This is a genomic window from Maricurvus nonylphenolicus (assembly GCF_042854845.1).
Lineage (GTDB): Bacteria > Pseudomonadota > Gammaproteobacteria > Pseudomonadales > Cellvibrionaceae > Maricurvus > Maricurvus nonylphenolicus.
The window spans coordinates 734,019-758,834 of record NZ_AP031498.1; the positions used below are offsets into that span (position 1 = coordinate 734,019).

Consider the following 24,816-nt stretch of genomic DNA (forward strand, 5'->3'; position numbering starts at 1 on the left):
CCCATAAGCGGCCGGAAAAAGTCAGCGCTCCGTAAACTCACAAAAAACGTTCAGACAACCTCCGCGACTACCCTGACTTTTTCCGGCCGCTTAAACGATGGGCTGATTGCTACGAGCAGCTCCACCCGACTGACTCCTCACTATGTGCTAGAACTTATAGTTATTTATTTCTCTGAAGGTGGGATTACCCATGGGGGGAGGGTGCCAATAACTAGGCCGGGGTCTGACCCACTGGGTCAGACCCCTTCGTTGTACTCACTCTGTGCAACTACTCAACTAATTTAATATTCCAGAAGGTAGGTTTAGCCAAGGGTGGGTGGTGCCTATGACCAATCAGGCTGCGTTTAAGGCTTGTCACGGGGTGGGCGCGTTTACGAGGACTGTTTGAGCGCCAGCGAGTTCCGCAGTGCGCCCGCCCCGTGACAAGTCTTGCAGTCGGGAATAGGTGCTACCCACCCTTGGCTAAACCGGGGAGTCACACAAAATCTAGTAAAGCGCTTTTGTATGACTTATTAGTCACTGCCTGAATATTATCCACAACAAGTATTTCTGCAAAATTCGGCCAGAAAAACTAACAGTTTAAGCCATTGTTCTCTCTGTCGTGAAAGCCCACCATAGCTTTGAGCTTATACCCATTGGGCCTGTTACATAATGAGAGTGATGCATGACAACGATAAAAATTAAAGAATACTTCGAAGATTACACCATGCATGAAAGCGTGGAGAGCAAGGGGCGCACTGTTACCGAAGGTGATATTAACTTGTATGCAGGTTTGACGGGTGATTGGCATCCTTTGCATACTGATGTTGAGTTTGCCAAAGAATCCCTGTTTGGTGAGCGGATTGCCCACGGGCCTTTGGTATTCTCACTGGTGAATGGTTTGTGCGTACAGGTGCCCTACAGTTTACCTACCTATTTTATTGCCGCCTATGGCATTGATCGTATGCGCTTTACCGCACCGACTAAAATCGGTGATACCCTTACCGCCGTTGCGACAGTTATTAAGCTGGAAGAGAAGGACGCAAACTACGGTGTGGTAACCTCTGAAATTAAAGGTCTCAATCAAGACAAGCAGGTTGTTTGTAGTTATGAGGCCAAAATGGCGGTACAGCGTCGCCCGAAGAGTGAATAAAACCTTTACTGGCAGATAGATAATAAAGGCTGGTAAGTAGATAGATTTTTTGGAGTTATCTATGAGTTCTATAACAGATAATACCCCGATTTTGGTTGGTGTAGGCCAGGTGATTGAGCCTGTGCCTGAAGACCTGACCCAGGCGTCATCCCATGCGGATTTAGCTGGGCAGGCGGCCAAGGCTGCATTGCTGGATGCCGGTGATGCTTCCCTTGCACAAGCCATTGACACAGTTGTAGGTGTACGCACCTTTGCCGACTCAACCCCTACCTGGGCTTGCCCCTTTGGTGGCTCAAATAATTTCCCTCGCTCGGTAGCTAATCGTATTGAAGCCAATCCCAAGCATGCCGTGTACGAAATTGTCGGAGGCCAATCACCGCAAAAACTGGTGGGCGAGTTTTTTGAGAAGTTACATGCCGGTGAGTGTGAAATGGTTTTGCTGGCCGGTGGCGAAGTTATGGCCAATATTAAGGTGGCCGGTAAGCAAAAAGTAAAACTCGATTGGCGTGAAAAGGTTGATGGCCAGCTGGAAGATCGTGGTTTAACCGATGGCGATCATCTGATTACCCGGGTTGAGTTCGAACACAAGTTAATGCAGCCCATTCAGTTTTACGGATTGATGGAAAATGCGCGCCGCGGTGATTATGCGCGTGATCTGCAAAGCTACAGCCGTGAGATGGGAGAGTGTTTTTCCAAGTTATCCCAGGTTGCAGCTGATAACCCCTATGCGACCTATCGCCAAAGTTACAGTGCTGAAGAACTGATTACGGTCAGTGATAAAAATAGCATGGTGGTATCACCTTATCCGAAACACCTGGTTGCCAAAGACGGTGTCAATCAGGCTGCGGCACTCTTGCTCACAACCGTAGGCAAGGCCAAGGCGCTGAATATTGATGAATCCAAGTGGGTTTATCTTCACGGATATACTGATACCAAGGATCGCGTTTTGTTAGAACGTGATCATATCGGCCACTCTATGGCGATGGAGCAGGCCTTTAAAGGTGCTCTGGCCTCGGCGGCGAAAACCAGCGCCGATATTGCCCATTTTGATATCTACAGTTGTTTCCCGATTGTGGTGTCAGAGGCGCAAACAATTTTAGGCATTGGTAAAGATGATCCGCGCTCGATGACCCAAACCGGTGGTTTGGCGTTTTTTGGTGGGCCGGGTAATAACTACACCATGCATGGTATTGCATCGCTTGTCGAAACCCTGCGTCAAGATCAGGGCAGTTTTGGTTTGGCCTACGGTAACGGCGGCTGGATGTCCAAGCACTCGGTAGGTATTTATTCGACTCAGCCTCCGGCCGAGGCTTGGACTCCGAGCAGCAGTACTATCTGGCAGGCTAAGGTTGATCGTGATCCTAAGCCAGAAGTTGATTACACGCCCAATGGTGAAGCTGTTCTTGAGGCGTACACCATCAATTATTTCCAGGGTAATCCATTAAACAGTGTGATTATTGGTCGACTAAAACATAACGACAAACGCTTCTATGCAGTAAATGCGTTTTTAGACAGTGATACCCTGGCGCGTATGGTGGAAGGTGATGTGCTCGATGCCACGGTGTATGTTGAGGCCGATCCGAAAGGTAACCGCTTTGCCTTTAATGAAGAGCAGTTATACAAGTTTACCCCAGCAGTTGTGGATACGTTCCAGGACAGTTATGAATTCTGTCAGGTTGAGCGTGACGGTCATATTCTCAAAGTTACCATCAACCGCCCTGAAGCCCGTAATGCCTTAAGTCCACCTGCTAATCAGGAATTGGAAGGCGTATTCAATGCTTTCGAAAAAGATAAAACCCTGTGGGTAGCGATTATTACTGGCGCTGGTAGTGAATCCTTCTCGGCGGGTAACGATATGAAGTACCTGGCTTCCGGTCAGGAAATGTGGATTCCCAAAACCGGTTTTGCCGGTTTGACCAGTCGCACGAATCGCACCAAGCCGGTAATTGCTGCCGTGAATGGTTTGGCACTGGGTGGCGGTCTCGAAATCGCTATGGCCTGCGATATGATTGTGGCTTCCGATCAGGCCAAGTTTGGTCTGCCGGAAGTGAAAGTAGGCTTGTTTGCCGGTGCCGGAGGTGTGCAGCGCTTAACACGTCAAATTGGTTTAAAGAAAGCCATGGAGATGATGATTACCGGTGAGCCGGTGGATGCTGATAAAGCGTTGGACCTTGGTTTAATTAACTATGCGGTTCCAGCTGATAGTGTAATGGATAAAGCGGTAGAGCTGGCAGAAATGGTATGTCTGGTTTCTCCGGTTTCTGTACGTAGCAGTATGGAAGTGTTGAACGAAACCTCTCGTTGTGCCAGTGCCGATGATGCGGTCACTATGCCACATACCGCGTTTGATAACCTGCTAAACAGTGAAGATTTCTTTGAGGGCTCACTGGCGTTTGCACAAAAACGTAAACCGCGTTGGTCTGGACGCTAAGCGCGATTAATCTTCGCTAAGGGCTTTTCTGGTTTTGCTTTCGCCACTTCAGTGGCGAAAGCCCTTCCTGTTTGTTGAAGAATCTCGAAAAAGAACTCTGATCGTTATAGTCCAGCAGGTCGGCGATATTGATCAGCGACAGGTTGGAATACTGTAGATAATGCTTGGCTCGGGCCAGGCGCACATCATCCAAAAGCTGTTTGTAGCTTAATCCCATTTTATCCAATTTGCGTTGCAGGGTGCGCTTGTTGCAGGCGAGAAATTTGGCAACCCGATCGATAGATGGGTCACCAATATCCATCGCGCGGGCAATAATGGTTTTTAACTTCAGTGCAAAATCGTGGCTATTGTCGGTAACAATGGAATTGATTTCTTCCAGTAACGCTTTTTGCCGATCCGGATCGGCTTCTGCCAGTGGTTGTGTTAAATGGCTGCTGGCAATTTCCAGGGCATCAAAACCTGCATTGTAGAAAATAGGCATCTTAAAATAGCGGCGTAAAAGATGACTTCCTTCAGGTTCTTTAAATGAGCAGTGCAAGGCTTCGGGTTTGACGCTGTCTTGTGTGAGAATCCTAAGAATACTTAAACCCACGCCCATCGCATGAAAATAGACTTGAAATAAAGATTCCTCTCCCGGGTAGTGGATGGTGTGTTTCCAAAATGCCTTGTTACCTTCGATGTGAAGGTCTGATGCAGACGTGCGAGTTTGCAGTTTCAGGTAGTGAATAAAATAACGTATGGCTTCGCCCAGGGAGGAGGATGTTTGAGCCACCAGACTGATAATACCGTACTGCAAACGCGGGTCTTTTCTTTGTGACACTAGGTAACCAAAGTAAGGATTTTCCGTTTGTTCTGCGGCGGCATTCATTAGCCGTACAAAGTATTTGTAATCAATAACTTCCTGATTTATAAGCGTTTTAACCGGAGGGAGATCAAGTGCGTCGGTCAGGGCCTGGCTGTTGCCTCCCAACTCATCCAGAACGGTTTCAAAACCGTTCAGAGCAACTCCTCTTATAACAAAATCAGTCATCGCAGTGGGCGTCAATATGGCATTTAATTTGGTGGTGGGTTGTTTAGCATGTCCCAGAAACCGCTGAATTGCAATGTCGTTTATTGCTAATTATTTGAGTCTCCTGATCTCTATTGTAGATGCTATGAGTTTAGAGTGGAGTTGAGTGATGAAAACCAAAAACCGTTTTTCCCAAACACTGTTTGCCGCCGTGCTAGGGGCTAGTATGGTTGCTGCATCTGCGTCGGCAGGTACTTCTGTTGCCAGGGTGAATTCAGAAATGCCCGTGGTAGATCTGAGCCCTGCTAAAGACTTGCGCGCCAGTAAAAGTGCTGAGCGTGATGAAAGGGCCAAGGAAGAATTGGGTTACAGCCTGGGCATGCAAGCTTACTTGTATGGGCTGCCATCGCTACGCTTTGAAGAGTTTCGTTACGGTCTAAACCGTATGGCTAAGGCCTATGCAAAACAAGGTGTCGATAGCTTTAGCGCCTCAGGAGAGGATGGTGCGCAATACAATGAGATTGTGCATGTTCATGAGCTTTCTACGCCGGATCTTAAGCTGGGTGTAACCCCAAACAATGACACTATGTACAGCTCCGCGTTTTATCAATTGCGTGATGAGCCCTTAGTGATTACGGTTCCTGATATTAAAGACCGTTACTATTCTGTTCAGATTGTGGATGGTTATTTAAGTAACGTAGCTTATCTCGGGACGCGAGCTACCAATGCCAAGGCTGGAAGGTATGTGCTGGTTGGGCCTGGATGGAAGGGTGAACTTCCTAAAGATATGACGGCGATACATGTACCCACTAACGAAGGTTTTTTTGCCATTCGTATTTTGGTGGAAGGGCCTGAAGATACCGATAATGTGATTGCATTACAGAATCAGTTTATGACCCGTCCTTTGTCTGCGGAGCTAGGCAAAAAAGTTTTTATTCACAGTCAGGATTTTCCGAAACCCAATACCAAAGGTGAGCTACAGGAGTTTCGACGCATTGTTGAGTTTGCACAGAATAACCCGCCACAGACACCTGAAGCCAAAGCCATCTGGCACAGTTTTGCGCACCTGGGTATGAGTCTGGATAAGGCATTTGATCCAGGCACGATAGACCCGGCGATTAAGCGCGGTATGCAGCGCTCGATTAAAGCCGCTAAAGATGTTGTGGCGTGGAAAGTTAAATACCGTGGCCATAAATCCAACAATATGTGGAATGTGGATTTAGTCGGTGGTCGCTATCACCAGGATTACCTGGCCCGTGCTGAAGGTTCCATTCAAGGGTTGGTCGTACACAGTGCTGCAGAAGGTGTTTACTTTCATACCTACCACGATGGTAAAGGCGAAAGTTTGAATGGTGACAACAAGTATACGCTGCACTTTAGTGCTGATCATCTGCCACCGGTTGATGCTTTCTGGTCGCTGACCGGTTACACCGATGATTACAACCTGGTAGAAAACCCGATGCAGCGTTACAGCATTGGTGATCGTACCCCTAGCCTGAAATACAACAAAGACGGCTCGCTGACGTTATATATTCAAGCGGAACCACCGGCTGAAGGCACCGATAACTGGTTACCTACTCCCAAAGGTGAAATGTTCCGTTTGAATTTGAGAATGTATATGCCAAAAGTTGGCGCACTAAATACCGAGTCTATCGAACAGTATGTGCCTCCGGTAGTAAAACGCTAATCCTTTCTTTCTTGCGCAATGCTCTCTTGCGACTTGCCCGGCCATTGGCCGGGCTTTTTAGTTTTTGGGTTCAGTAAAGCGGTATTTCTGATTCATAAAAAGGTGTCGTCAATTGACAACAATTGCAATTGGCTAACCGCTAACCTGTTCTCCGCTGTTTAAAATATCACCATAAAAATATAAGAGAGTAAGAAGTGGAGAGACCCTATGAGTTCTAATTTCTATCCGATAATTAATCGCTTAAAGCAAGCACCATTGGCGTTGGCTGTTATGGCTGCTGCAGGATCTGCACAGCTGTCTGTGGCAGAAGAGTTTACCCTGGAAGAGGTTATTGTTACCGCACAAAAGCGTGCAGAAAGTCTTCAGGATGTGCCTATTTCTGTGAGTGCTGTGGGTGGTGAAAAACTGTCTGAAGCCGGTATCGAAAACCTGCAGGATTTATCGGCCTATGTGCCTAACCTGAAAATTGTAGAAGGTGGTCTGGTACCGCAGATGTTTATTCGCGGTATTGGTTCCAGCGCCAACCAGGGCTTTGAGCAATCGGTAGGTACCTATTCCGACGGTATTTATATGGGCCGCAGCTTGCAGTCTCGCGCGTCGTTTATGGATTTAGAGCGTATTGAAGTATTGCGCGGCCCGCAGAGTATTTTATTTGGCCAGAGTTCTATTGCCGGTGCGATCAGTTTGGTGAGTGCAAAACCGACCGATGAATTTGAAGGTATGATCAGTGCAAGCTACGCCGATAAAAACAATGAACGCGAAGTGAATGGTTATGTATCCGGCCCGTTAACCGATACGCTAAAAGCGCGCTTGGCGTTACGCGATCGCCAGGAAGACGGTTACATCAGAAACGTTGTGCGCGGTGAGGATACCCCAGCCATTGATGAACAAGCCGCACGCCTGACCTTGGTGTGGGAGCCAAATGATGATTTGCTGGCTGAATTGAAACTGGAATCCGCGCGCCTGGATCGCAATGGTCGCCCTACACAAGTCGTAGACCTGGGTACCTATCCATCTAAGGTGGCAGGTTTGCAGGATGATGCCAAGTTGGATTACAAAACCTATTCCAACGAAGATAACGAAATGGAATTCGATAGTGATACCGTGGTATTAAAGCTCGACTATGCGTTGGGTGATTTTACCCTCACCTCGATCACCGGTTTTTCTGAGTATGATTACCGGGAAGACAACTATGACGCCGATAACTCTGAGTTGGCTGTGGTGTCTTTGGACATGACTGAAGAGTTTGAGCAGTTCAGCCAGGAGTTCCGTCTAACATCCCCAGGTGGTGAAACCATCGATTATATTGTGGGTGCTTTCTTCCAAACCTCCGAGCAGCGTTACAGTGAAGATGCCAGCTTGCAAATTTCTGCGCTGAACCCTGCCAATGTGTATTTTGATTCTTTGTTGCGACGTCCATTCGAACAGGACTCTGATACCCTTGCGCTGTTTGGTCAAGCCACCTGGAATATCTCTGATACCTTGCGTGTTACCTTGGGGCTGCGTTATACCGAAGACGAAAAAGAAGGTAGCCGCTCACAGGAAGCTTACTCATTAAATATTGCACCGGGTACCTCGCAGGACAACGTGACTATTCCTTCCGGGCCTTTGATGGGTTTACCCGTATCAACGTTATTGGCTGCTAACGGTGATGCTTACGGCCCAATTGCCAGCCTGGGTTACAGCATGCAGGATCACGCACTTAACGGTAAGTCTGACAAATCTAACTGGACGCCATCGCTAAATATTCAGTACGACTTTAACGATGACATCATGTTGTACGCGACCTACTCAGAAGGTTACAAGGCCGGTGGTTTTGATGCCCGTGGTGGTAACGGCTTTGGGGCTGGCGCTACTGACTTCCTGGGACGTAGTTATGGCTCTCTGTCTTTAGGTGGTGATAACTTCGAGTTTGATCAGGAAGAAGCTGAGACGCTGGAAATCGGTGCCAAGATGTCTGTTCTTGATGGTGCTGGTGAATTGAATGTGGCGATGTTCCATACCAATTACACCGACATGCAAGTCAGTGTTTATGACGGTACTTTTGGTTTCAATGTGTTGAATGCCGGTGAAGCAACGGTACGTGGTGTGGAAATGGATGGCCGCTGGCGCGCGACTGAAAACCTTCTGCTTACCGCTGGTCTGGCGTATCTGGATTTCGAGTGGATCGATTATCAGGAAGGCCCATGTCCGGGTGAAGGCGATTTTGAAACCAGCCCAAGTGGTAACTGTATTTTTGACGGCAGTGAAAATAATCACACGCCGGAGTGGACGGTTAACCTAAGTGCAAACCACAGCTTTATGCTGACCGATGCGCTGGAGTTACGTTCTACACTCGATGCCAACTTTAAAGACAATCACTACGTGGCAAACAACTTGGATAAACGTTCTGAACAAGCGGCGGTTACCATCTTTAACGCTCGCGTTGCCTTGGCGTCTACTGATGATACCTGGCAGGTGGCACTAACCGGTAAAAACCTGACTGATCAAATTACCAAGAACTACATGACAAACTTGTCGTTGAGTGGCGGTGGTATGACGGCTCAGGTTGGGCGTCCTCGCACTATTGGTATTGAGGCGAGTTACCGCTTCTAAATACTTCTCTCTGGTTATTTGCTCTTAAATAACCGTTCGGCGCTGCTCTTCTCTCGGGGTGGCGCTTTTTTGTTTTTTTGCGCTCTGGGATTGTGGATACATAAATCCGGATCCGCTCGGGTGAAGCTTCTCTTCGCGCCCATAAGCGGCAGGAAAAAGTCAGCGCTACGTAAACTCACACAAAACGTTCAGACAACCTCCGCGACTACCCTGACTTTTTCCTGCCGCTTAAACGATGGGCTGATTGCTACGAGAAGCTTCACCCGACCGGATCCTCACTCTGTGCTAATCCCAATTTAATTTATTTGGCAAAAGGTAGGTTTACCCATGGGGGAGGAAGGTTATGACCAGTCAGGCTGCGTTTAAGACTTGCCCTAGGGCGGGAGCGTTGACGAGGACTGTCTGAGCGTTTTTAAGCGAGTTCCGCAGTGCGAGCGCCCTAGGGCAAGTCTTGCAGCCGGGAATAACTTTCCTCCCCCATGGGTAAACCGGGGATAAAGCACCTATCAAAACCAAAACCTTCATAGCCTCAGACTCTTTATATACCCAAGTCGTTGGTTTCTAAGGCTTTATAAACAAAAACCGTCTTAAAGATTCGGTTTTTTGGTCGAGTGCTGTGTGTTTTTTGCCCAGAGACCGGGTAAACTTACAGTAAGTGTGTCTGTGGATGCAGACGCCTATCGGTTATTTGTTTATGACGAGGTTGGCTTATGGAAATTGGCTCGGGAAGTTCGGTACTTGGTATTGGTTTACGTGGTTTGCAGCAGAGCTCGCAGTCCATTAATCAGTCCGCCAACGAAATTGCCCAGGCTGGAACGCTTCAGGCCTCTCGTGAAGGTACCGGTAGTACACAGGATCTGGTAGAACCGCTGATCAATATGAAGATCGAGCAAAACATCTTTGATGCCTCGGCCAATGTGGTCAAAGTAGGTGATGAGATGATCGGTTCTATTTTGGATATTAAGGCTTAATAGCCAACCCACATTCTCAGGAGATTGCAGTAGAGCAGGTAACGGCATGATTAATCCCAATGTGCCATCGAATTTTGCCAATGCCGTCTCCCCCTTTAGTCCACTGGGGCGTCAGCCCGTGGGCGAAGAAAACGCCGACAGTCGCAACACCCCCTTTAATCCCGTTGAAGAATCCTCCGAATTAGCGCGTACCGAGAATCGTCGTAGCCCCGATGAGCGCCCTGGAGAGCTGGATCAACGCCAGCGCCTGGATGACCGCTCCCAGGATGAAGGTTCTCGAGGCAATAATGATGACGCCGATCAACAGCGCCAGCAGGATCAGGCTGAACGCCAGGTTCAAGCTCAGGAGCAGCAGGAGATTCGTCAGCTTTCGGCCCGTGATGCGGAAGTGCGAGCTCACGAGCGCGCCCATAGTTCGGTTGGTGGAACCTTAACTGGGCCCCCTACTTATCAATTCGAGCGTGGCCCCGATGGTGTGAACTACGCTGTCAGCGGTGAGGTGTCTATCAATTTAAGCGAGGTGGCGGGTGATCCCGAGGCCACGCTGGAAATCGCGCGTCAGGCAAGAAGTGCTGCGCTGGCCCCTGCTGAGCCTTCAGATCAGGATCGCCGAGTTGCTTCTCAAGCCGCCCAGTTGGAGCTTGAGGCGCGTCAGGATATTGCAGAGCAGCGTTTGCAAGAACGCCAGGCTGAAGCAGAAGCGGACGAAGCTATTCAGGCCAGACGTGAGGCCGAAGAAGCCGAGCGGGCTGAGCGTGAAGAAGAGCGCCGTCGTGAGCGTGATGAAGCCCTGGCCGATACCCAAGCAGAGACGGTGGAAACCGCTGCTGACCGTTTTGCCGAGATCAATAACCGCAATATCGACCTTAATCGTCGCCTGATTGAGATTGGTGTGTCCCAGCCTGTTGCCCCAACGGGTGGGATTTTTGACCAAACTGTCTAGTCGACAGCCCTGTTTTACGCGACTTCCGTCTCGGAATTTCGTTCTTTCCTGACTTCCTCTCCGGTCTTTAGCTTATTGACTATGCTGTTAGTAAGGCCCCGTAAACCGTGGGCTGAAGCCGGTTTTGGCATCCAAACGCCTGTTTGAAAAACTTGACAGGTCGATTAAATAAACTTATGTTTCAAACACTTGTTTGTATGTTTTTTAGCTAATACCTCCGGTGGCCAGATATGCGGCTGAATCGGAGGCCTGACGATTACGCACTGAGAGGTTTGCCATCATGGCTGAGTATAAGGCTCCCCTGCGCGATATGCGCTTTGTACTGAATGAGGTTTTCGAAGCCGATAAGTTGTGGGCATCTCTGCCTGGCACCCAGGACGTGGTTGATCCGGATACCGCCGATGCCATCCTCGAAGAAGCCGCCAAGCTGATCGAGCAGGAAATTGCCCCTCTGAACCGCGAATCTGACGAGCAGGGCTCTCAGTGGAATGACGGTGAAGTGACCGCGCCACACGGTTTTAAAGAAGCTTACCAAGCCTTCTGTGAAGGTGGCTGGAACGGCCTGGGTGGTAACCCAGAGTACGGCGGCATGGGTATGCCCAAGACCCTGACTGCTCAGGTAGAAGAAATGCTGCAAGCGGGCAGTATGTCTTTCGGTCTGGCGCCTATGCTGACCGCCGGTGCTTGCCTGTCGATCAATGCTCACGGTACGGATGAGCTGAAAGAAAAATACCTGCCTAACATGTACTCCGGCGTTTGGTCCGGTGCTATGGATCTGACCGAGCCACACGCCGGTACTGATCTGGGTATTATCCGCACCAAAGCTACCGAAAATGGCGACGGTTCTTACAACATCACCGGTACCAAGATCTTTATTACTTGGGGTGAGCACGACATGGCGGAGAACATTATCCACCTGGTGCTGGCCAAACTGCCGGATGCGCCTGCTGGCCCTAAAGGTATCTCCCTGTTCCTGGTTCCCAAGATTATGGTGAACGAAGACGGTTCTCTGGGGGAGCGTAACAGCCTGAGCTGTGGTTCTATCGAGAAGAAGATGGGTATTAAAGGTTCTGCCACCTGTGTCATGAACTTCGACGAAGCCAAAGGCTGGCTGGTGGGTGAAGTGAACCAGGGTCTTGCCTGTATGTTTACCATGATGAACTACGAGCGTCTGGTAGTAGGTATTCAGGCACTGGGTGCGGCTGAAATGTCTTACCAGAATGCGGTTGAATACGCCCGTGACCGTCTGCAGAGCCGTAGCCCGGAAGGCAAGAAGTTCCCTGAGAAGGCGGCTGACCCAATTATCGTACACCCGGATGTTCGTCGCATGCTGCTGGCTATGCGCGCACAAACTGAAGGTGCACGTGCGTTCTCTACTTACGTGGGTAAGTGGTTGGACATCACCAAATTCAGCGACAACGCAGACGACAAGAAAGCCGCCGCCGGTATGGTTGCCCTGCTGACGCCTGTAGCCAAAGCCTTCCTGTCTGACAAGGCGCTGGAAACTACCGTTACCGGCCAGCAAATCTTCGGCGGCCACGGCTTTATCCGTGAGTGGGGCCAGGAGCAACTGGTTCGCGACGTACGTATTACCCAGATTTACGAAGGTGCCAACGGTATCCAGGCGATGGATCTGATGGGCCGTAAGGTTGTGGCCAACGGTGGTAAGGATCTGGAAACCTTCGCTGCTGAAGTTCAGTCCTTTATCGACGCTAACAGCGATGATGCGGCAATGGCCGAGTTTATTCAGCCGCTGCAGGCCGAGATCAACAACCTGAAAGATGTTACTGCACATGTTATCGATCAGGCTAAAGAAGATGCCAACGCTATCGGCGCTGCGGCTAACGATTACCTGCACCTGTTTGGTTTCACCGCTTACGCCTACATGTGGGCCAAGATGGCCAAGGTTGCCCTGGCCAAGCTGGACAGCGGTGATGAGTTCTACGCTGTGAAGCTGAAGGTAGCGCGTTTCTTCTACCAGCGTCAGCTGTCTGAAACCCAGGCCCTGAGTGCAAACATCAAGGCCGGTAGCAGCACCCTGATGGAGCTGGATGCTGATTTGTTTTAATCCTTAGTTACTTTTGTTAATTGGTTAAGGCCTGGCTTCTGTTTTTTGAAGACTAGGCTTTTGTAGAAAGTTTCGACTCGTATATCCATCGAGACTTCACCCCACCCGGGTAACCGGTGTGGGGTTTTTTTATGCCTATTGAATAGGATTAAGGGCTTATCTGGTAAGGCAAAAAAAGTCTTAAAGTCCCGGTGCACTTACTTTCAAAGTTTGGCAGAGTAAACACTCACATTCGCTGCAGGCCGGAGGTAGTTATGTGGTCCTCAGCTACGCCTTATCCGCCTCAGGTTCCTCGCCTGGGGGCATTAATGGTTCAACGTCATCAATTGGATGATCACCAGTTGTCGTTGGCGGTGCTTGTACAGAACCGCGAACCCCACCGGCAATTGGGGGATATTCTGATTCAGTTGGGCTTTGTCTCGGCCAAGCAGCTGAAGCGTAATCTGCGTTGGCAAAACTATTTACGCTGTGCCTCCGTGGCACTGGCCTTTTCGCTGGCCCCGTTTCAGGTGGCCCATGCTGGCGGCAAGGAGGAGGTGTACGCCAACGTGAATCATTTTATGCAGGGCGAAAACAATACAGAGTCCGCCGATGAGGGGATGAATTTATTCAGTTATAGCAATAGCAAGCTGACAACCTTCTGGAGCAGCAAAGCGGACGTTGAGGAATCGCAGGTGTCTTACGATGAGGGCGGCTTGAAGTACTCAGCGGATTTAAACTTTGATGGCCTAACCCTGGGGGTAAGCTTCTCCTTCTAGGATTGCCAAGTCGATATTTGCCGGGTAGTGTGGGTGACAAAGAATAAGAACCCCAAGAATAAAAGCCACAGGTGGATTATGACCTCGCAGCTCACACCGGAAGACCAGGCCCGCGTAGATCAATACCTCGATAAACCACAGCGCCAGCACAATCATCGGACCTCCAATCTGTGGTGGTTGTTACTGGGGATATGGATTGTGTTGTTTGGGATGGGGGGCGTGAGCTACTGGATTGCCACTGCTCACGGCGTCATTTAGTACTCACTCACCTCAGGCGCTAACTTCACTCAGGCGCTAACTTCAGGCAAGCTGCTTGATATAGTCTTTGACCCACAGGGTAAAGTCGCCTGCTGGCATGGGCCTGGCGGTGTAGTAGCCCTGCATATAGTCACAGCCTAGCTGTTTGACCAGTGCCAGGTCTTCATCGGTTTCCACCCCTTCTGCAACCGATTTGATTTGCAGTTTTTTCGCCAGGGCAATGCTGGATTCCAGAATCGCCTGGCTGGCCTTGTTGTTATTGGCCTGGTGGACAAATGAGCGGTCTATTTTCAGCTCGGTAAACGGAATTTGGCATAACTGCTCCAGGGAGGAAAACCCGGTACCAAAGTCATCAATCGACAATCCAAAACCCTTGAGGCGCATGCGGGTGAGGATATCGAGCATGGTGTTCCTGTCGTCAGCCAGGGAGCTTTCGGTCACTTCGACAATTATATGGCTGGGTTCCAGACCGGAGCTGGAGAGGGTTTCGGAGAGGATTTCTGGCAGTTCCAGCGAGCACAGCACCTGGGCCGAGAAGTTAACCGACATGGTGATATTAAAACCCAGGTTACGCAGTCGGGCGGCCTCTTGAATACTTTTTTGCAACACGATATCGGTTAGTTCGCGGATCATGCCGTGCTTTTCCGCAATACCAATAAAAATATTGGGCGAGATATTGCCTTTTTCCGGGTGGTTCCAGCGCGCCAGGGCTTCAACGCCGACGATGCGCTTGTCATCCAGTGACACCTGGGGTTGCAGGTGGATTTCGATGTCCTCATTGGTAATGGCTGCCTGCAGTTCCGTGGCAAACACCATCGATGCCGGGCCTTTCGGGGCCGTTGTACAGTGAGGCTGGTAGCTTTCCAGCAGGGCTTCGAGATTATCGCGCCTTACGGGCTTGTTGAGTGACCCCAGAATATTGAGGTTTTGCTGTTCACCCAGGCTTTTCACCGATTCCAGCAGGCGCGGGTCTTCACCGCTGACCAAAATCACGCTGAAATTCATCCCCAAGCTACTGAGGTGGCGCAGCAGTTGAATACCATCCATCTGCGGCATATTCAGGTCGGTGATGATGATGTCGTACTGGTTGTTGCGATTGGCGACATGTTTGAGTGCGTCTTGAGCGTTATCACAGGTGACAACTCGCTTTATGCCAATGGAATTGAGGAGCTTGCTTAGCGCCAACAGCATAAAATTGTCATCATCAACAATTAAGCAAGAGAGATCGCAAAGCGCGGTCATGCACTGATCCTTAATGATTCCTTGATGTTCCTGAAGCCGCTTGCCCCAAGCGGGGGATGGCCAAGTCATGATGCAAAGTCACGGTGTAATAATCAGTATGGTTGCAGAAGCGGTACTATGCCACCAAAGATATGCCACCAAGATCTGGCGCCTCAACTGAGGCGCTATGGCTTTTGTGCATAAATCCTATGCTAGTATGAGGCCTAGAAGAACAACAAAACCTTGAGAGAGAAAAGCGCTTGACTGATCAGCCCCTAGATTTGAGCCAGCTGGAGTCCATGTTTGGTGATGATGCCGAGTTGCGGCAGGCCATTTTGGAAGAGTTTGCCAACAGTGCCACCCCCTATTTGTGTGAACTTGATGAAGCCTTGGCGGACAAGAGTGCTGAAGGGGTTAAGACGCTCGCTCACAAGCTGAAATCCTCTTCCCGGACTGTGGGTGCGGGCAATCTGGCAGATGTCTGTGAGTCATTGGAAACGGCGGCGCCGAATCAGGATTGGCAGGAGCTTAATCAGTTATCTGATGATATGCGTGATGCCCTGGATCAGGTGATCGCCTTTATCAGGTCGCTTGGCTAGTCGAGTCAGGCCCAGGCTTTCAGCTATCAGTCTTCAGACCACACCCAGCGCACCGGGTCCCCAAAATCATCGGTAATCAGAATCTTCTTGGGCTTTTTCGACTTGAGCTTTTCCTTGCGGGGAGGGTGTTTACGGGCCTCAATGGCCTTCACCACGTCTTGAACCGGGGTGCGTGTGGTTTCTGGCTTCTTCTCGAAGGCGACGGGGGGCAAGGCCTGCCCCAGCTCACGGCCACTTTCACCGGGGATTACCGCATCTACAGCTCCTCCGCGCTCGATAAAACGTGCGGTATGGCTGGCGATTTCATTGCGTAACTCGGCTTTGGTTTTCGTGGGCTTCATGAATGTCTATTCAGATACTACAAACATAACCCTACTATTGTAGCAATTGCGCGCCAGGGGCGACAGCGGGCGACGTCTCCACTAATGACGGTGCCAGATATGCGGTTGTTTGCGCAGGTGCTGGAAAAACAGCATGGGGTGAGCGTGCAGGCGATGGCCTTTCCATTCGCGGCCGTCTATGCGCTCAGCCAGTTGTTCCACATACTGATTCGGGCCGCTGACATCCACTGCAACACTGAGGCTGGTTTCCTTGGAACTATCTTCCTTGGAGCTATCCAGAATCTCATAGCCGGTGGGGGTGCAATACTCGTGGATAAGGCTTTCAATATCCTCGGGGGTTGCGCTCTGGTCGATGTCCGAAATGAGCATAATCATGGCGGAGACCTCACAACAGTCACACCCTTTAGTATAGGTGCTCTGGCTCCTCAGCTTTATGCAGAATCCGATCAATATGGGATACTGTCAGGAACTTTTAGCATAAACACCAATAAGGTTCGGGATGACCTATGCGATTTTACTGGCTGTTATTGATTACACTGTTTTTGGGCGCTTGTGGATCTTCAACGGATGACACCGAGAAGAGCAAAGAAAAGGAAGCACCGGTTGAGGTTCAGAGGGAATATATCGAGCTTGGAGACCTGGAGGCTATCCGCCAGCACAACACCTTGCGCTTAATTGCCCCTCGCTTTGACGGCGCCGATGGCTTGCCCCGCGATGGTGTGGCGATTCAAACCTATCAGGACATTGCCAGTGCGTTTGCCGAACAGTTACAGCTCGATGTGCAGTGGGTGTTTGTCGATCGCTTTGAAGATTTACTGCCGACATTGAATGCGGGCAAGGGCGATATCGTGGTGACCAATATGACGGTCACCAAGGCGCGCCGCGAACAGGCCAGCTTTTCCAAAAGTCTCAATCAGGTCAATGAGGTGGTTGTCGGGTTAAAGTCCCTCGATCTGGATGACGAAGATGATCTGCAGGGGTTAACCGTTGCCGTACCGGCGGGCAATGCCTACCTGGAAACGCTACAAAAACTACTGGTTGATGAGCCCGATCTGTTTCAGTTAACGGTTGTCGATTCGGCATTGAGTGAAGGTGATATTCTTGATGCTATTGTCAGCGGTGAATATCAGGCGACAGTTATCGACAGTGATGTTGCCCGTGCGTTATTGGGCAAATACCCCACCTTGCAACAGGGCGCGGTATTAAAACGTAATCGCTCTATCGCCTGGGCCGTGCGCAAAGGTAACCCACAGTTGCGCAATGAACTCAATAAATTTTTAGTTGAGCACCATATCGTGACGGCTACCCGTGAAGCCTCAAAACGCGATTGGGAAACCATCAAAAACCAGGGCCGCCTGCGTATGCTCACCCTCAATAATCCCGCCAGCTATTTTATGTGGCGCGGTGAGTTGATGGGCTTTGATTATGATCTGATGAAGAAGTTTGCCAGTCAGCATAATCTGCACCTTGCCGTGATTATGAAAGACAGCATCCCCGAATTGTTTGAAGCCTTAAAAAAGGGGGAGGGTGATGTGATTGCTGCCTCTCTGACACAGAGCGAAGAGCGGGCAGCTCAGGGTTTGGCTTTTTCTGACCCCTACCTAAAAGTGGTAGAGCAGCTGGTGAGTATGACCAGTGGTCCCAAGGTTGAAAGCGTTGAAGCCTTGGCTGGCTATCGTGTGGGGGTGAACCCCAATACTGTGTTTTACACGCAGCTGAAAGAGCTGCAGCAACAGGGGATTGATGTAGAACTGGTGGAGTACCCTAACACCACCACAGAGAAGTTGATTCAGCTACTGGAACAGGGAGAGTTCGATTTTACCCTGGCAGACAGTCATCTTCTGGCAGTAGAACTGGCGCACGACAAGCCCCTGCATATCAACCTTAACTTTAGCGAAAAATCCCCCATTAGCTGGATACTTCGCCCAGAACAGACGGCATTGACCGCTGAGTTAAATCGTTTTATCGATAAGCAATATCGCGGCCTTTTCTACAACGTTACCTTTAATAAATACTTTAAAAACAAGCGCAAGATTAAAAAGCATTCTGCCCATCGGGTAACCTCGGGTCAGGATCTTTCCCCCTACGATGACATCGTTAAACCCCTGGCTGAAGCCAACAATATGGACTGGCGTTTAATTATTTCGCAGATGTATCAAGAGAGCCGCTTTGATACCAATGCCAAATCGTTTGCCGGAGCACAGGGATTGATGCAGGTATTGCCACGTACCGCCAGAGAGATGGGATACAGTGAACTGACCGTGCCGGCCAACGGCATTGGCGCAGGCATTACCTATATGAATTGGCTACGCGATCGCTTCCCTGGTGAAATGGATTTTCAGGAACGTCTGTACTTTACCCTGGCAGCCTACAATGCGGGCACCGGCCATGTACGCGATGCCCGTCGCCTGGCCAAGAAGTTGGGTAAAGACCCCAACCGCTGGTTTGGGCATACCGAGGAGGCCATGCTGTTGCTATCGGAGCCGCGCTATTTTCGTTTAGCGCGCTTTGGTTATGTGCGGGGTAGTGAACCGGTGGAATACGTACGTCGTATTCGAGATCGCTATCTTGGCTATATTACCGCAACCCGCTAGCTTAAAAGCTTGCCAGGAGTGTGGGCCATACACTCCACAGCAGCCAGCTGCCGATCAGTAAAAATAATACTCCTGCCATACGGTGCAACAGGGTAGGACTGAGTTTCTTCAGAAGCCATTGGCCGCCGAGAATACCCAGCAGGGTAGTGACGGCCAATGCCAGGGTTGCCCCTATAAAAACCCCCAGAGGTGAAGCGCTTGCCCCCAAGCCTGCGACCGTTAGCTGGGTTTTATCGCCCAGTTCTGCCATAAAGATCATCAAGAAGGCCGTTACCAGAACACTGTAGCCTACGGCCTCTGTTATATCTTCTTCATCTTCTTCCTGAGTCAGTAGGGCACTTATCCCAAACGCCAGAAATAACAGTGCTACAAGGCCCTTGATGGGGCCTATGGGTAAGGTGTGGGCCAGACTGGCACCAACCGCCACAGCCACCAGGTTAAGTAGGGCAAAGGCCGCTATAGCCCCTATAAATACCGGCAGGCCACGGTGGCGGCTGGCCAACAGCATGCAGACCAATTGGCTTTTATCCCCCATTTCAGCGAGGAAGATCAGTAGGAAGGTAGAGAGTGTGGTACTTAGCATGGGGTACTTTGTATGAACAAATGTTATCGAATATACAGTCTCTGGCCTTTCGTCTCGATACACTACACTTGGAGAATAACGAGGAGAGAGATAATGGCCGAAGCAAAGAAGTTTACCAGCTACAGCGAATTCTATGAATTTTACCTGGCCGAGCACAGTGATCCGGTATGTCGTGCGTTGCATTATATTGGTACGACCATCGCCCTGATGTTGATGGCCTATGCCATCTATTCACAAACCTATAGTCTGATTCTCGTGGCGATTGTTCAGGGCTATGCCTGGGCATGGGTTGGTCACTTTGTATTTGAAAAGAATAAACCCGCGACCTTTGACTATCCGTTTTACAGTTTTATTTCTGACTTTGTGATGTTGAAGGATTTCCTGTTGGGGAAATTCCGCCACTGATCTTCCCATTTCAGCTGTGTAGCCAGTACTATGTCCTTCCTTAGGCGACATTTACCCGGAAGTTGATGTACATCATGCCGTGCTGGGTAAAATGCGCTAACAATATCTCAGTATTCTTAAAGGGACAGAAAGATGAAGAGAATTTTGAAAGTAAGTACTTGGTGTATCAGCTGCTTGGGCATGGTTCTGCTATTGGTGGGCTGTGGCAGTCAGGTAGATATTGATAGCGACTACAAGGCTGGTTTCGATTTTACCCAATTGCGCAGTTACCACTGGCACGGTTCTTCAAAAAATCATGCCAATGATATTTTGGATGGCCGAATCCGCAGCAGTGTCGATGAAGTGTTAGGTTCTAAAGGCTATCAATTAGAGAACGGTGGTCAGGTTGACTTCCTGGTCAACTACGGTGTGACGACAGAAGAAAAGACTGATATCCGCACCTATAACAGCTACAGTGGTATGGCTCCAGGATTCTCCATGGGATATCGCCGCGGTTATTATCGTTACGGTTACAGCATGGCTTATCGCTCAGAACCTGAAGTGGTCACCTATCAATATGAAGAGGGGACGCTGATTATTGATGTGGTTGATGCAAAAACCGATAAGTTGGTTTGGCGGGGAACGGCTGAAGGTCGGTTGAAAAATAATATGACTGTCGAAGAGAGACAGCAGGCAACCAAAGAGATTGTTGCTAAGGTTTTGGAAGGTTTTCCTCCTGAGGCCTAATTTTTTTTGTGGGTATTGTTCGGACTTCGTAGTCCGTGCAGGTACGCTGGGGGCTTTTACAAAACACGCATAAACCCATCCCTGGGGCTCGTCAGCGACTTCCCTGTCGCTGACGGTTTTGTAAAAGCCCCCAGCATACCTACACTCCCACTGCACAAGATTCCTATTGAGCACTTACGATTCGAAGTAAATAAAGCGCAGGTTTGTACAAAGGTAGGGTGGGTGTAAGGGGGTTCTATTTGAAACCGTCGACGACAGGGACGTCGGCGACGAGCGCTGCTTGTAAAAAAACAGGATGGCAATTGCGAGTTTCAAATAGAACCCCCTTGCAGCCAGCCGGATTAAGAAACCCTAACCCGGACTTAACATTTTAGGGGGTATACCAAATAGGCGAGGTATAAGCCCGCTCTTGAATCGTCGCAGGCCCTTCCGCAGGAACTTCCGACTGCAGCGCAATTGCATCGTATAAAGAATGACGCGGCGTAGGAATCTGCAATACACGTACATAGTAGAAAGCACGCTGCTCAGCATCAAAATCAGGATCCGTCCAAACCGTAGTCAGCTGCGTACTGCCAATATTATTGGTATAGGCACCGGTTTTTAGATCAACGGTATTGCCTACCGCGGGTAACTTACCATCAGCCCCCAGTTCACGTTCATCAGACCAGGCTACGTTATACACCTGTTCGTGTTGCTGACCTTTGCTGTCGACCCAGCCTTTAATGATTTGTACGCGATCCAGATTGGCGGATTTGGGATCTTTAACAGCATGAACCAAAAATTGCGGCTGACGGTTTTGCGCATCTTCACGATTTAAGTCGCCACCCATAGGTACACCATTGGCATAACCGATATCAGCCAGGTTTTCAGCTTGGTCGGCGTTGTCCGGGAATTCCCAGCCGCCAAATAAACGCACCTGAATACGTGGGCCTGTGGTAGCGTAGACTTCTTTACGCTGGAAGGCGGCAAAGATTTCATCGCGGGTATTTTCTTTTGCCCAGACAGCCGCCAAGCCGGAGGCGCTCATGCTCCAACCGTTTGCGCCCATGTTTTCAAGGTCTGATTCCTCATCCATCTCTGGAAACAGTTTCTTGGATTCTGGCGTTGAATCCAGTGCAAGCTTGCCCCAGAAGTTATCCTCTTCCGCGGAGGCAATACCGGTATGGGCATCGGTTGAACCGATCATGCCGAATTTATAAGGATTGGCACCGACTTTTTGTTCAATGGCTAGACCTTGTTTTAAACCGCCGCGAACATAGTCGGCAGGTTTGGCGACGTATTCTTCTTTATCCTGTTGTATATAGTGAGAATAGGTTTCGAAATCGGCGAACTCATCGTTCGGAGAAACTGCTGGGTGAGTTTCTGAATCGCCTTTAATTTGTGTGACTTCGGCAACCGGTTCCCACTTCATACGGGTTTTAATGTAGTCGAGATCCATGGGCTCATTGCGTAAGGTGGTCTCGGCAAACATGTAACCTTTGGAAATATTCGAGTTATGCGGGATGGCAATAAAGCGTGCGCCGGTGCGTGCCTGAGTATCTTCCAACCACTGCCACAGGGCCTGTGGGTATTGGCTTTGGTCGGAGCCGTAAGGCAGGAATTTTTTGGCAATATCGCCGCCGTCTGGAGTGAAGACTACGCGGTGCAGGTTGGCGCCGGTGGGAATGGAGCTCCACTCCCAGCCAATCAGCGTGGTGAACTTGCCCGGTTCATTGTGGCGCTCCGCTGCATCGACAATATCGCCCCAGGCGGTGGTTTCGGTTTTGGTGGTGTCACCAAAGATAGGGTCGCCAATCACATCGCCGCCGGCATCCTGTACCGGGTCGCCACTGGGGTTCGCTGCTTTCTTCGGCAGGAAGGAAACAAAAACATCACTGCCTTCATTGCCAGATTCCATGGCGCCGCGTAATACGCGAATGGCAAACCAGCGCTTGAGGTTACCAATCAGCCCCAGGTCATCCAGTTCCGCAGTATTGTTTTCAATCGCACGCATCACGCCCATCATCTCGGCGTGGTCGGCCACCACCAGAAAATCCAGCGGGGTTTCTACCTGCACCTTGGCGCGGTGGTAAGGGTGGATAACCGGTAGGCCTTTGGCCCAGCGGTAGGCGGTATCAGGATCGGCCGAGCGGTTCTGGTTCAAAAAGGCGTCAAATGAGTATGAGGTGTGCAGGTGGGTATCACCCCAGAGCAGCTGGGTGGGTTCGCTGGCACTGGTGGAATGGGCAATAGCGCAGCTTAATGCTGCCGCCAGGGCTGTGAGTCTCGTCATGATGCGTCTTCTCTCCTGAATATGGGCCAAGGCTGGAACCGTGGTCATTTTTATGAATTTTTAGGAGATATATTTTCCCAGCTGACAGCGGGAAGCTCTCGTCATCTGATGACAGAGACCGGCCAGAAATGGCGCTTTGAAGTAGTGTGGGCAGGCCCCAGATCACCTGGGCTAAGTGCAGCCCAGGTTTGCTGAGAGTGTGGAGAAGGGGAAGCTTAGGGCTTATACCAGATAGGGGAGGTATAGGCGCGTTCCTGAATGGTGGCTGGCCCTTCCTGTGGTTGTTGTAGGGCAACGGCGTCATACAGACCGTGGCGCGGTGTTGGGATCTGCAGCACGCGTACATAGTAGAAAGCGCGCTGGGCCGGATCGAAATCCGGATCTTGCCAGCGGGTGGTCAGCTCTGGAGCACCGATGGAGTTATCGTATTGCGCGGTTTCCAGGTTCACGGTATTGCCAACTGCATCGAGTTTGCCATTACTATCCAGCTGACGGTCACCGGACCAGGCAACGTTGAAGATCTTTTCACGTTGCTCACCATTGCCATCAATCCAGCCTTTGATTACCTGTACACGATCGAGGTTGGCATCATTGGGGTCTTTCACCGCACGGATTAAGAATTGCGGTGCTTTACCTTCCTGATTGGCACTCAGGGTTCCGCCCATGGGAACACCTTGCTGGTAGCCTTGCTCGGCAAAGTCATCTGCACTCAAAGAGCTTTCATCCATATCCCAGCCACCGAATACACGTACACTTAAGCGTGTGCCGGTAGTCGCATAGACTTCCTTGCGCTGGAAAGCATCAAAGATAGCATCGCGGGTATTCTCTTTGGCCCATACCGCTGCCAAACCGGATGAGGCCATACTCCAACCGGTATTTTTACTGCCGCCCAATTTGTCCTTGGAGACTTTGGTTTCCGGGGTGGAGTCACGGGCAAACTTGCCCCAGAAGTTATCTTCTTCAGCACTGGCGAGCCCAGAGTGAGAATCTGTCGAACCAATAACGCCAAACTGGTATGGGTTGGTGCCAATTTTTTCTTCAATGGCCAGACCGGTTTTTAAACCGGAACGCATATAATCAGCAGGCGCTACACGATAATCTTCAGAAGCTTGCTGGATGTAGTAGCTGTAGGTTTCAAAATCGGCAAACTCATCATCCGGTGACAGATTCGGGTGGGTTTCAGAATCGCCTTTAATTTGCGTTACTTCAGAAACCGGTTCCCACTTCAGACGACGCTTGGCGTACTCCGGGGTTATCTCTGCACCCTTTAGCGTGGTTTCCGCATACATAAAGCCTTTGGAAATATTGCTGTTATGGGGAATGGCCACAAAGCGCGAGCCAGTACGGACTTGGGTTTCTTCCAGCCAGGTCCACAGGTCTTCCGGGTATTGGCTTTGATCAGAGCCATAGGGTAAAAACTGTTTCGATTGTTCGGCCGAATCCGGGGTAAAGACAATACGGTGCAAGTTGGCACCTACCGGAATCGAGCTCCACTCCCAGCCGTGGAAGGTAGTAAAGGTGCCGGGATCATTGTGGCGTTCGGCGGCATCAACAATTTCTTTCCAGGCGGTGGTTTCGGTTTTAGTGGTGTCGCCGAATGCTGGGATGGGTAATTCATTATCCGGGTTCAGCACCGGATCTTGTGTTGCCTGCTGGGGCTTCCTGGGCAGGATCTCATTGAAGACTTTAGCGCCGCTTTCGTTTTCAATCGCATCATTGATCACATAGGTGGTAAGCCAGCGTTTGAAGTTGCCCCACAGGCCCATATCTTCCAGTTCAGCAGTGCCATTATTGACCGCACGGATTACCCCCATCAGCTCGGCGTGATCCGCCACCACCAGAAAATCCAGCGGTGTTTGAATCTGTACTTTAGCGCGGTTGTAGGGGTGGATTACTGGCATGCCCTTGGCCCAGCGATAGGCGGTATCGGGATCAGCAGTTTGGTTTTTATTGAGGTAGGCATCAAACGAGTAGGAGGTGTGCAGGTGGGTATCGCCAAATAACAGTTTTGTCGGTTCTTCTGCACTCACCTGGCTGCTGATGGCGGCGGCCAGCAGGCCTGGCACTAGATGTTTGTATATGCCCATGGTTACTCTCATCTTATTAGAATTTGTTTAAGCATAGCATTATCGGGTTTGTAAGCTGGCCACTCTGGTCATTCGACGACATCGGTTGGTTGATAGACGTCATGGACTGTAAAGAAGTGTTTTGCTCGTATCGATA

At 50.1% G+C, this 24,816-nt stretch carries 20 protein-coding genes; 13 read left to right on the plus strand and 7 right to left on the minus strand.

Annotated elements, in window-relative coordinates; all coding sequences use genetic code 11:
* Positions 1 to 664: 664 nt before the first annotated feature.
* Together ACGHZ6_RS03155 and ACGHZ6_RS03160 are read left to right on the plus strand one after the other, a co-directional pair.
* Positions 665 to 1,132, plus strand: coding sequence for a MaoC/PaaZ C-terminal domain-containing protein (locus tag ACGHZ6_RS03155; RefSeq protein ID WP_390617338.1), 468 nt, complete (start codon positions 665 to 667; stop codon positions 1,130 to 1,132).
* Between the two features lie 61 nt (positions 1,133 to 1,193).
* The gene (locus ACGHZ6_RS03160) at positions 1,194 to 3,563 is read left to right on the plus strand and encodes an enoyl-CoA hydratase-related protein (RefSeq protein ID WP_390617339.1); all 2,370 of its coding nucleotides are present in this window, start codon (positions 1,194 to 1,196) and stop codon (positions 3,561 to 3,563) included.
* A gap of 16 nt (positions 3,564 to 3,579) precedes the next feature.
* Here ACGHZ6_RS03160 and ACGHZ6_RS03165 read toward each other — a convergent pair whose 3' ends face one another.
* Positions 3,580 to 4,593 carry a helix-turn-helix domain-containing protein gene (locus ACGHZ6_RS03165; protein ID WP_390617340.1) on the minus strand — a complete coding sequence of 338 codons (1,014 nt, stop codon included), beginning with the start codon at positions 4,591 to 4,593 and terminating at the stop codon, positions 3,580 to 3,582.
* A gap of 148 nt (positions 4,594 to 4,741) precedes the next feature.
* Here ACGHZ6_RS03165 and ACGHZ6_RS03170 point away from each other — a divergent pair, with 148 nt between their 5' ends.
* The 7 genes from ACGHZ6_RS03170 (at position 4,742) to ACGHZ6_RS03200 (ending at position 13,852) form a co-directional block, all read left to right on the plus strand.
* Positions 4,742 to 6,259, plus strand: coding sequence for a DUF1254 domain-containing protein (locus ACGHZ6_RS03170; protein ID WP_390617341.1), 1,518 nt, complete (start codon positions 4,742 to 4,744; stop codon positions 6,257 to 6,259).
* A gap of 207 nt (positions 6,260 to 6,466) precedes the next feature.
* Positions 6,467 to 8,854, plus strand: coding sequence for a TonB-dependent receptor (locus tag ACGHZ6_RS03175; protein WP_390617342.1), 2,388 nt, complete (start codon positions 6,467 to 6,469; stop codon positions 8,852 to 8,854).
* A gap of 710 nt (positions 8,855 to 9,564) precedes the next feature.
* Positions 9,565 to 9,825 carry a hypothetical protein gene (locus ACGHZ6_RS03180; protein WP_390617343.1) on the plus strand — a complete coding sequence of 87 codons (261 nt, stop codon included), beginning with the start codon at positions 9,565 to 9,567 and terminating at the stop codon, positions 9,823 to 9,825.
* Between the two features lie 46 nt (positions 9,826 to 9,871).
* Positions 9,872 to 10,768, plus strand: a complete 897-nt coding sequence (locus ACGHZ6_RS03185) for a putative metalloprotease CJM1_0395 family protein (protein ID WP_390617344.1) — start codon at positions 9,872 to 9,874, stop codon at positions 10,766 to 10,768.
* A gap of 280 nt (positions 10,769 to 11,048) precedes the next feature.
* Positions 11,049 to 12,836, plus strand: coding sequence for an acyl-CoA dehydrogenase C-terminal domain-containing protein (locus ACGHZ6_RS03190; protein WP_390617345.1), 1,788 nt, complete (start codon positions 11,049 to 11,051; stop codon positions 12,834 to 12,836).
* Positions 12,837 to 13,090: 254 nt separating this feature from the next.
* Positions 13,091 to 13,594, plus strand: coding sequence for a hypothetical protein (locus tag ACGHZ6_RS03195; RefSeq protein ID WP_390617346.1), 504 nt, complete (start codon positions 13,091 to 13,093; stop codon positions 13,592 to 13,594).
* Positions 13,595 to 13,672: 78 nt separating this feature from the next.
* On the plus strand, positions 13,673 to 13,852 hold the full coding sequence (locus ACGHZ6_RS03200) for a DUF3094 family protein (RefSeq protein ID WP_390617347.1): 180 nt from the start codon (positions 13,673 to 13,675) through the stop codon (positions 13,850 to 13,852).
* Between the two features lie 42 nt (positions 13,853 to 13,894).
* On the opposite strand, the gene ACGHZ6_RS03205 is transcribed toward ACGHZ6_RS03200, so the two are convergent.
* On the minus strand, positions 13,895 to 15,094 hold the full coding sequence (locus ACGHZ6_RS03205) for an EAL domain-containing protein (protein WP_390617348.1): 1,200 nt from the start codon (positions 15,092 to 15,094) through the stop codon (positions 13,895 to 13,897).
* Between the two features lie 239 nt (positions 15,095 to 15,333).
* Between ACGHZ6_RS03205 and ACGHZ6_RS03210 the strand changes: the two genes are divergently transcribed.
* Positions 15,334 to 15,672 carry an Hpt domain-containing protein gene (locus tag ACGHZ6_RS03210; protein WP_390617349.1) on the plus strand — a complete coding sequence of 113 codons (339 nt, stop codon included), beginning with the start codon at positions 15,334 to 15,336 and terminating at the stop codon, positions 15,670 to 15,672.
* 26 nt (positions 15,673 to 15,698) lie between these two features.
* Here ACGHZ6_RS03210 and ACGHZ6_RS03215 read toward each other — a convergent pair whose 3' ends face one another.
* Positions 15,699 to 16,013 (minus strand): hypothetical protein, encoded by a 315-nt coding sequence (locus tag ACGHZ6_RS03215; protein WP_390617350.1) that lies wholly within the window; start codon positions 16,011 to 16,013, stop codon positions 15,699 to 15,701.
* Between the two features lie 81 nt (positions 16,014 to 16,094).
* A complete protein-coding gene (locus ACGHZ6_RS03220; protein WP_390617351.1) occupies positions 16,095 to 16,388 on the minus strand; it encodes a hypothetical protein in 294 nt (97 codons plus the stop codon).
* Positions 16,389 to 16,519: 131 nt separating this feature from the next.
* On the opposite strand from ACGHZ6_RS03220, the gene ACGHZ6_RS03225 reads away from it, so the two are divergent.
* On the plus strand, positions 16,520 to 18,607 hold the full coding sequence (locus tag ACGHZ6_RS03225) for a transporter substrate-binding domain-containing protein (protein ID WP_390617352.1): 2,088 nt from the start codon (positions 16,520 to 16,522) through the stop codon (positions 18,605 to 18,607).
* Between the two features lies 1 nt (position 18,608).
* Here ACGHZ6_RS03225 and ACGHZ6_RS03230 read toward each other — a convergent pair whose 3' ends face one another.
* On the minus strand, positions 18,609 to 19,190 hold the full coding sequence (locus ACGHZ6_RS03230; RefSeq protein WP_390617353.1) for a TMEM165/GDT1 family protein: 582 nt from the start codon (positions 19,188 to 19,190) through the stop codon (positions 18,609 to 18,611).
* Between the two features lie 93 nt (positions 19,191 to 19,283).
* On the opposite strand from ACGHZ6_RS03230, the gene ACGHZ6_RS03235 reads away from it, so the two are divergent.
* A complete protein-coding gene (locus ACGHZ6_RS03235; protein ID WP_390617354.1) occupies positions 19,284 to 19,595 on the plus strand; it encodes an Mpo1-like protein in 312 nt (103 codons plus the stop codon).
* A 132-nt stretch (positions 19,596 to 19,727) separates the two neighbouring features.
* Complete coding sequence (locus ACGHZ6_RS03240) at positions 19,728 to 20,321, plus strand: DUF4136 domain-containing protein (protein ID WP_390617355.1); 594 nt, start codon at positions 19,728 to 19,730, stop codon at positions 20,319 to 20,321.
* 370 nt (positions 20,322 to 20,691) lie between these two features.
* Here ACGHZ6_RS03240 and ACGHZ6_RS03245 read toward each other — a convergent pair whose 3' ends face one another.
* Positions 20,692 to 22,593, minus strand: a complete 1,902-nt coding sequence (locus tag ACGHZ6_RS03245) for a DUF3604 domain-containing protein (protein ID WP_390617356.1) — start codon at positions 22,591 to 22,593, stop codon at positions 20,692 to 20,694.
* Positions 22,594 to 22,808: 215 nt separating this feature from the next.
* The gene (locus ACGHZ6_RS03250) at positions 22,809 to 24,680 is read right to left on the minus strand and encodes a DUF3604 domain-containing protein (RefSeq protein ID WP_390617357.1); all 1,872 of its coding nucleotides are present in this window, start codon (positions 24,678 to 24,680) and stop codon (positions 22,809 to 22,811) included.
* Positions 24,681 to 24,816 lie beyond the last annotated feature (136 nt).

Coding starts and splice junctions, on each gene's coding strand:
- ACGHZ6_RS03155 (WP_390617338.1), top strand. CDS start 665: ATGACAACGATAAAAATTAAAGAATACTTCGAAGATTACACCATGCAT.
- ACGHZ6_RS03160 (WP_390617339.1), top strand. CDS start 1,194: ATGAGTTCTATAACAGATAATACCCCGATTTTGGTTGGTGTAGGCCAG.
- ACGHZ6_RS03165 (WP_390617340.1), bottom strand. CDS start 4,593: ATGACTGATTTTGTTATAAGAGGAGTTGCTCTGAACGGTTTTGAAACC.
- ACGHZ6_RS03170 (WP_390617341.1), top strand. CDS start 4,742: ATGAAAACCAAAAACCGTTTTTCCCAAACACTGTTTGCCGCCGTGCTA.
- ACGHZ6_RS03175 (WP_390617342.1), top strand. CDS start 6,467: ATGAGTTCTAATTTCTATCCGATAATTAATCGCTTAAAGCAAGCACCA.
- ACGHZ6_RS03180 (WP_390617343.1), top strand. CDS start 9,565: ATGGAAATTGGCTCGGGAAGTTCGGTACTTGGTATTGGTTTACGTGGT.
- ACGHZ6_RS03185 (WP_390617344.1), top strand. CDS start 9,872: ATGATTAATCCCAATGTGCCATCGAATTTTGCCAATGCCGTCTCCCCC.
- ACGHZ6_RS03190 (WP_390617345.1), top strand. CDS start 11,049: ATGGCTGAGTATAAGGCTCCCCTGCGCGATATGCGCTTTGTACTGAAT.
- ACGHZ6_RS03195 (WP_390617346.1), top strand. CDS start 13,091: ATGTGGTCCTCAGCTACGCCTTATCCGCCTCAGGTTCCTCGCCTGGGG.
- ACGHZ6_RS03200 (WP_390617347.1), top strand. CDS start 13,673: ATGACCTCGCAGCTCACACCGGAAGACCAGGCCCGCGTAGATCAATAC.
- ACGHZ6_RS03205 (WP_390617348.1), bottom strand. CDS start 15,094: ATGACCGCGCTTTGCGATCTCTCTTGCTTAATTGTTGATGATGACAAT.
- ACGHZ6_RS03215 (WP_390617350.1), bottom strand. CDS start 16,013: ATGAAGCCCACGAAAACCAAAGCCGAGTTACGCAATGAAATCGCCAGC.
- ACGHZ6_RS03220 (WP_390617351.1), bottom strand. CDS start 16,388: ATGATTATGCTCATTTCGGACATCGACCAGAGCGCAACCCCCGAGGAT.
- ACGHZ6_RS03225 (WP_390617352.1), top strand. CDS start 16,520: ATGCGATTTTACTGGCTGTTATTGATTACACTGTTTTTGGGCGCTTGT.
- ACGHZ6_RS03230 (WP_390617353.1), bottom strand. CDS start 19,190: ATGCTAAGTACCACACTCTCTACCTTCCTACTGATCTTCCTCGCTGAA.
- ACGHZ6_RS03235 (WP_390617354.1), top strand. CDS start 19,284: ATGGCCGAAGCAAAGAAGTTTACCAGCTACAGCGAATTCTATGAATTT.
- ACGHZ6_RS03240 (WP_390617355.1), top strand. CDS start 19,728: ATGAAGAGAATTTTGAAAGTAAGTACTTGGTGTATCAGCTGCTTGGGC.
- ACGHZ6_RS03245 (WP_390617356.1), bottom strand. CDS start 22,593: ATGACGAGACTCACAGCCCTGGCGGCAGCATTAAGCTGCGCTATTGCC.
- ACGHZ6_RS03250 (WP_390617357.1), bottom strand. CDS start 24,680: ATGGGCATATACAAACATCTAGTGCCAGGCCTGCTGGCCGCCGCCATC.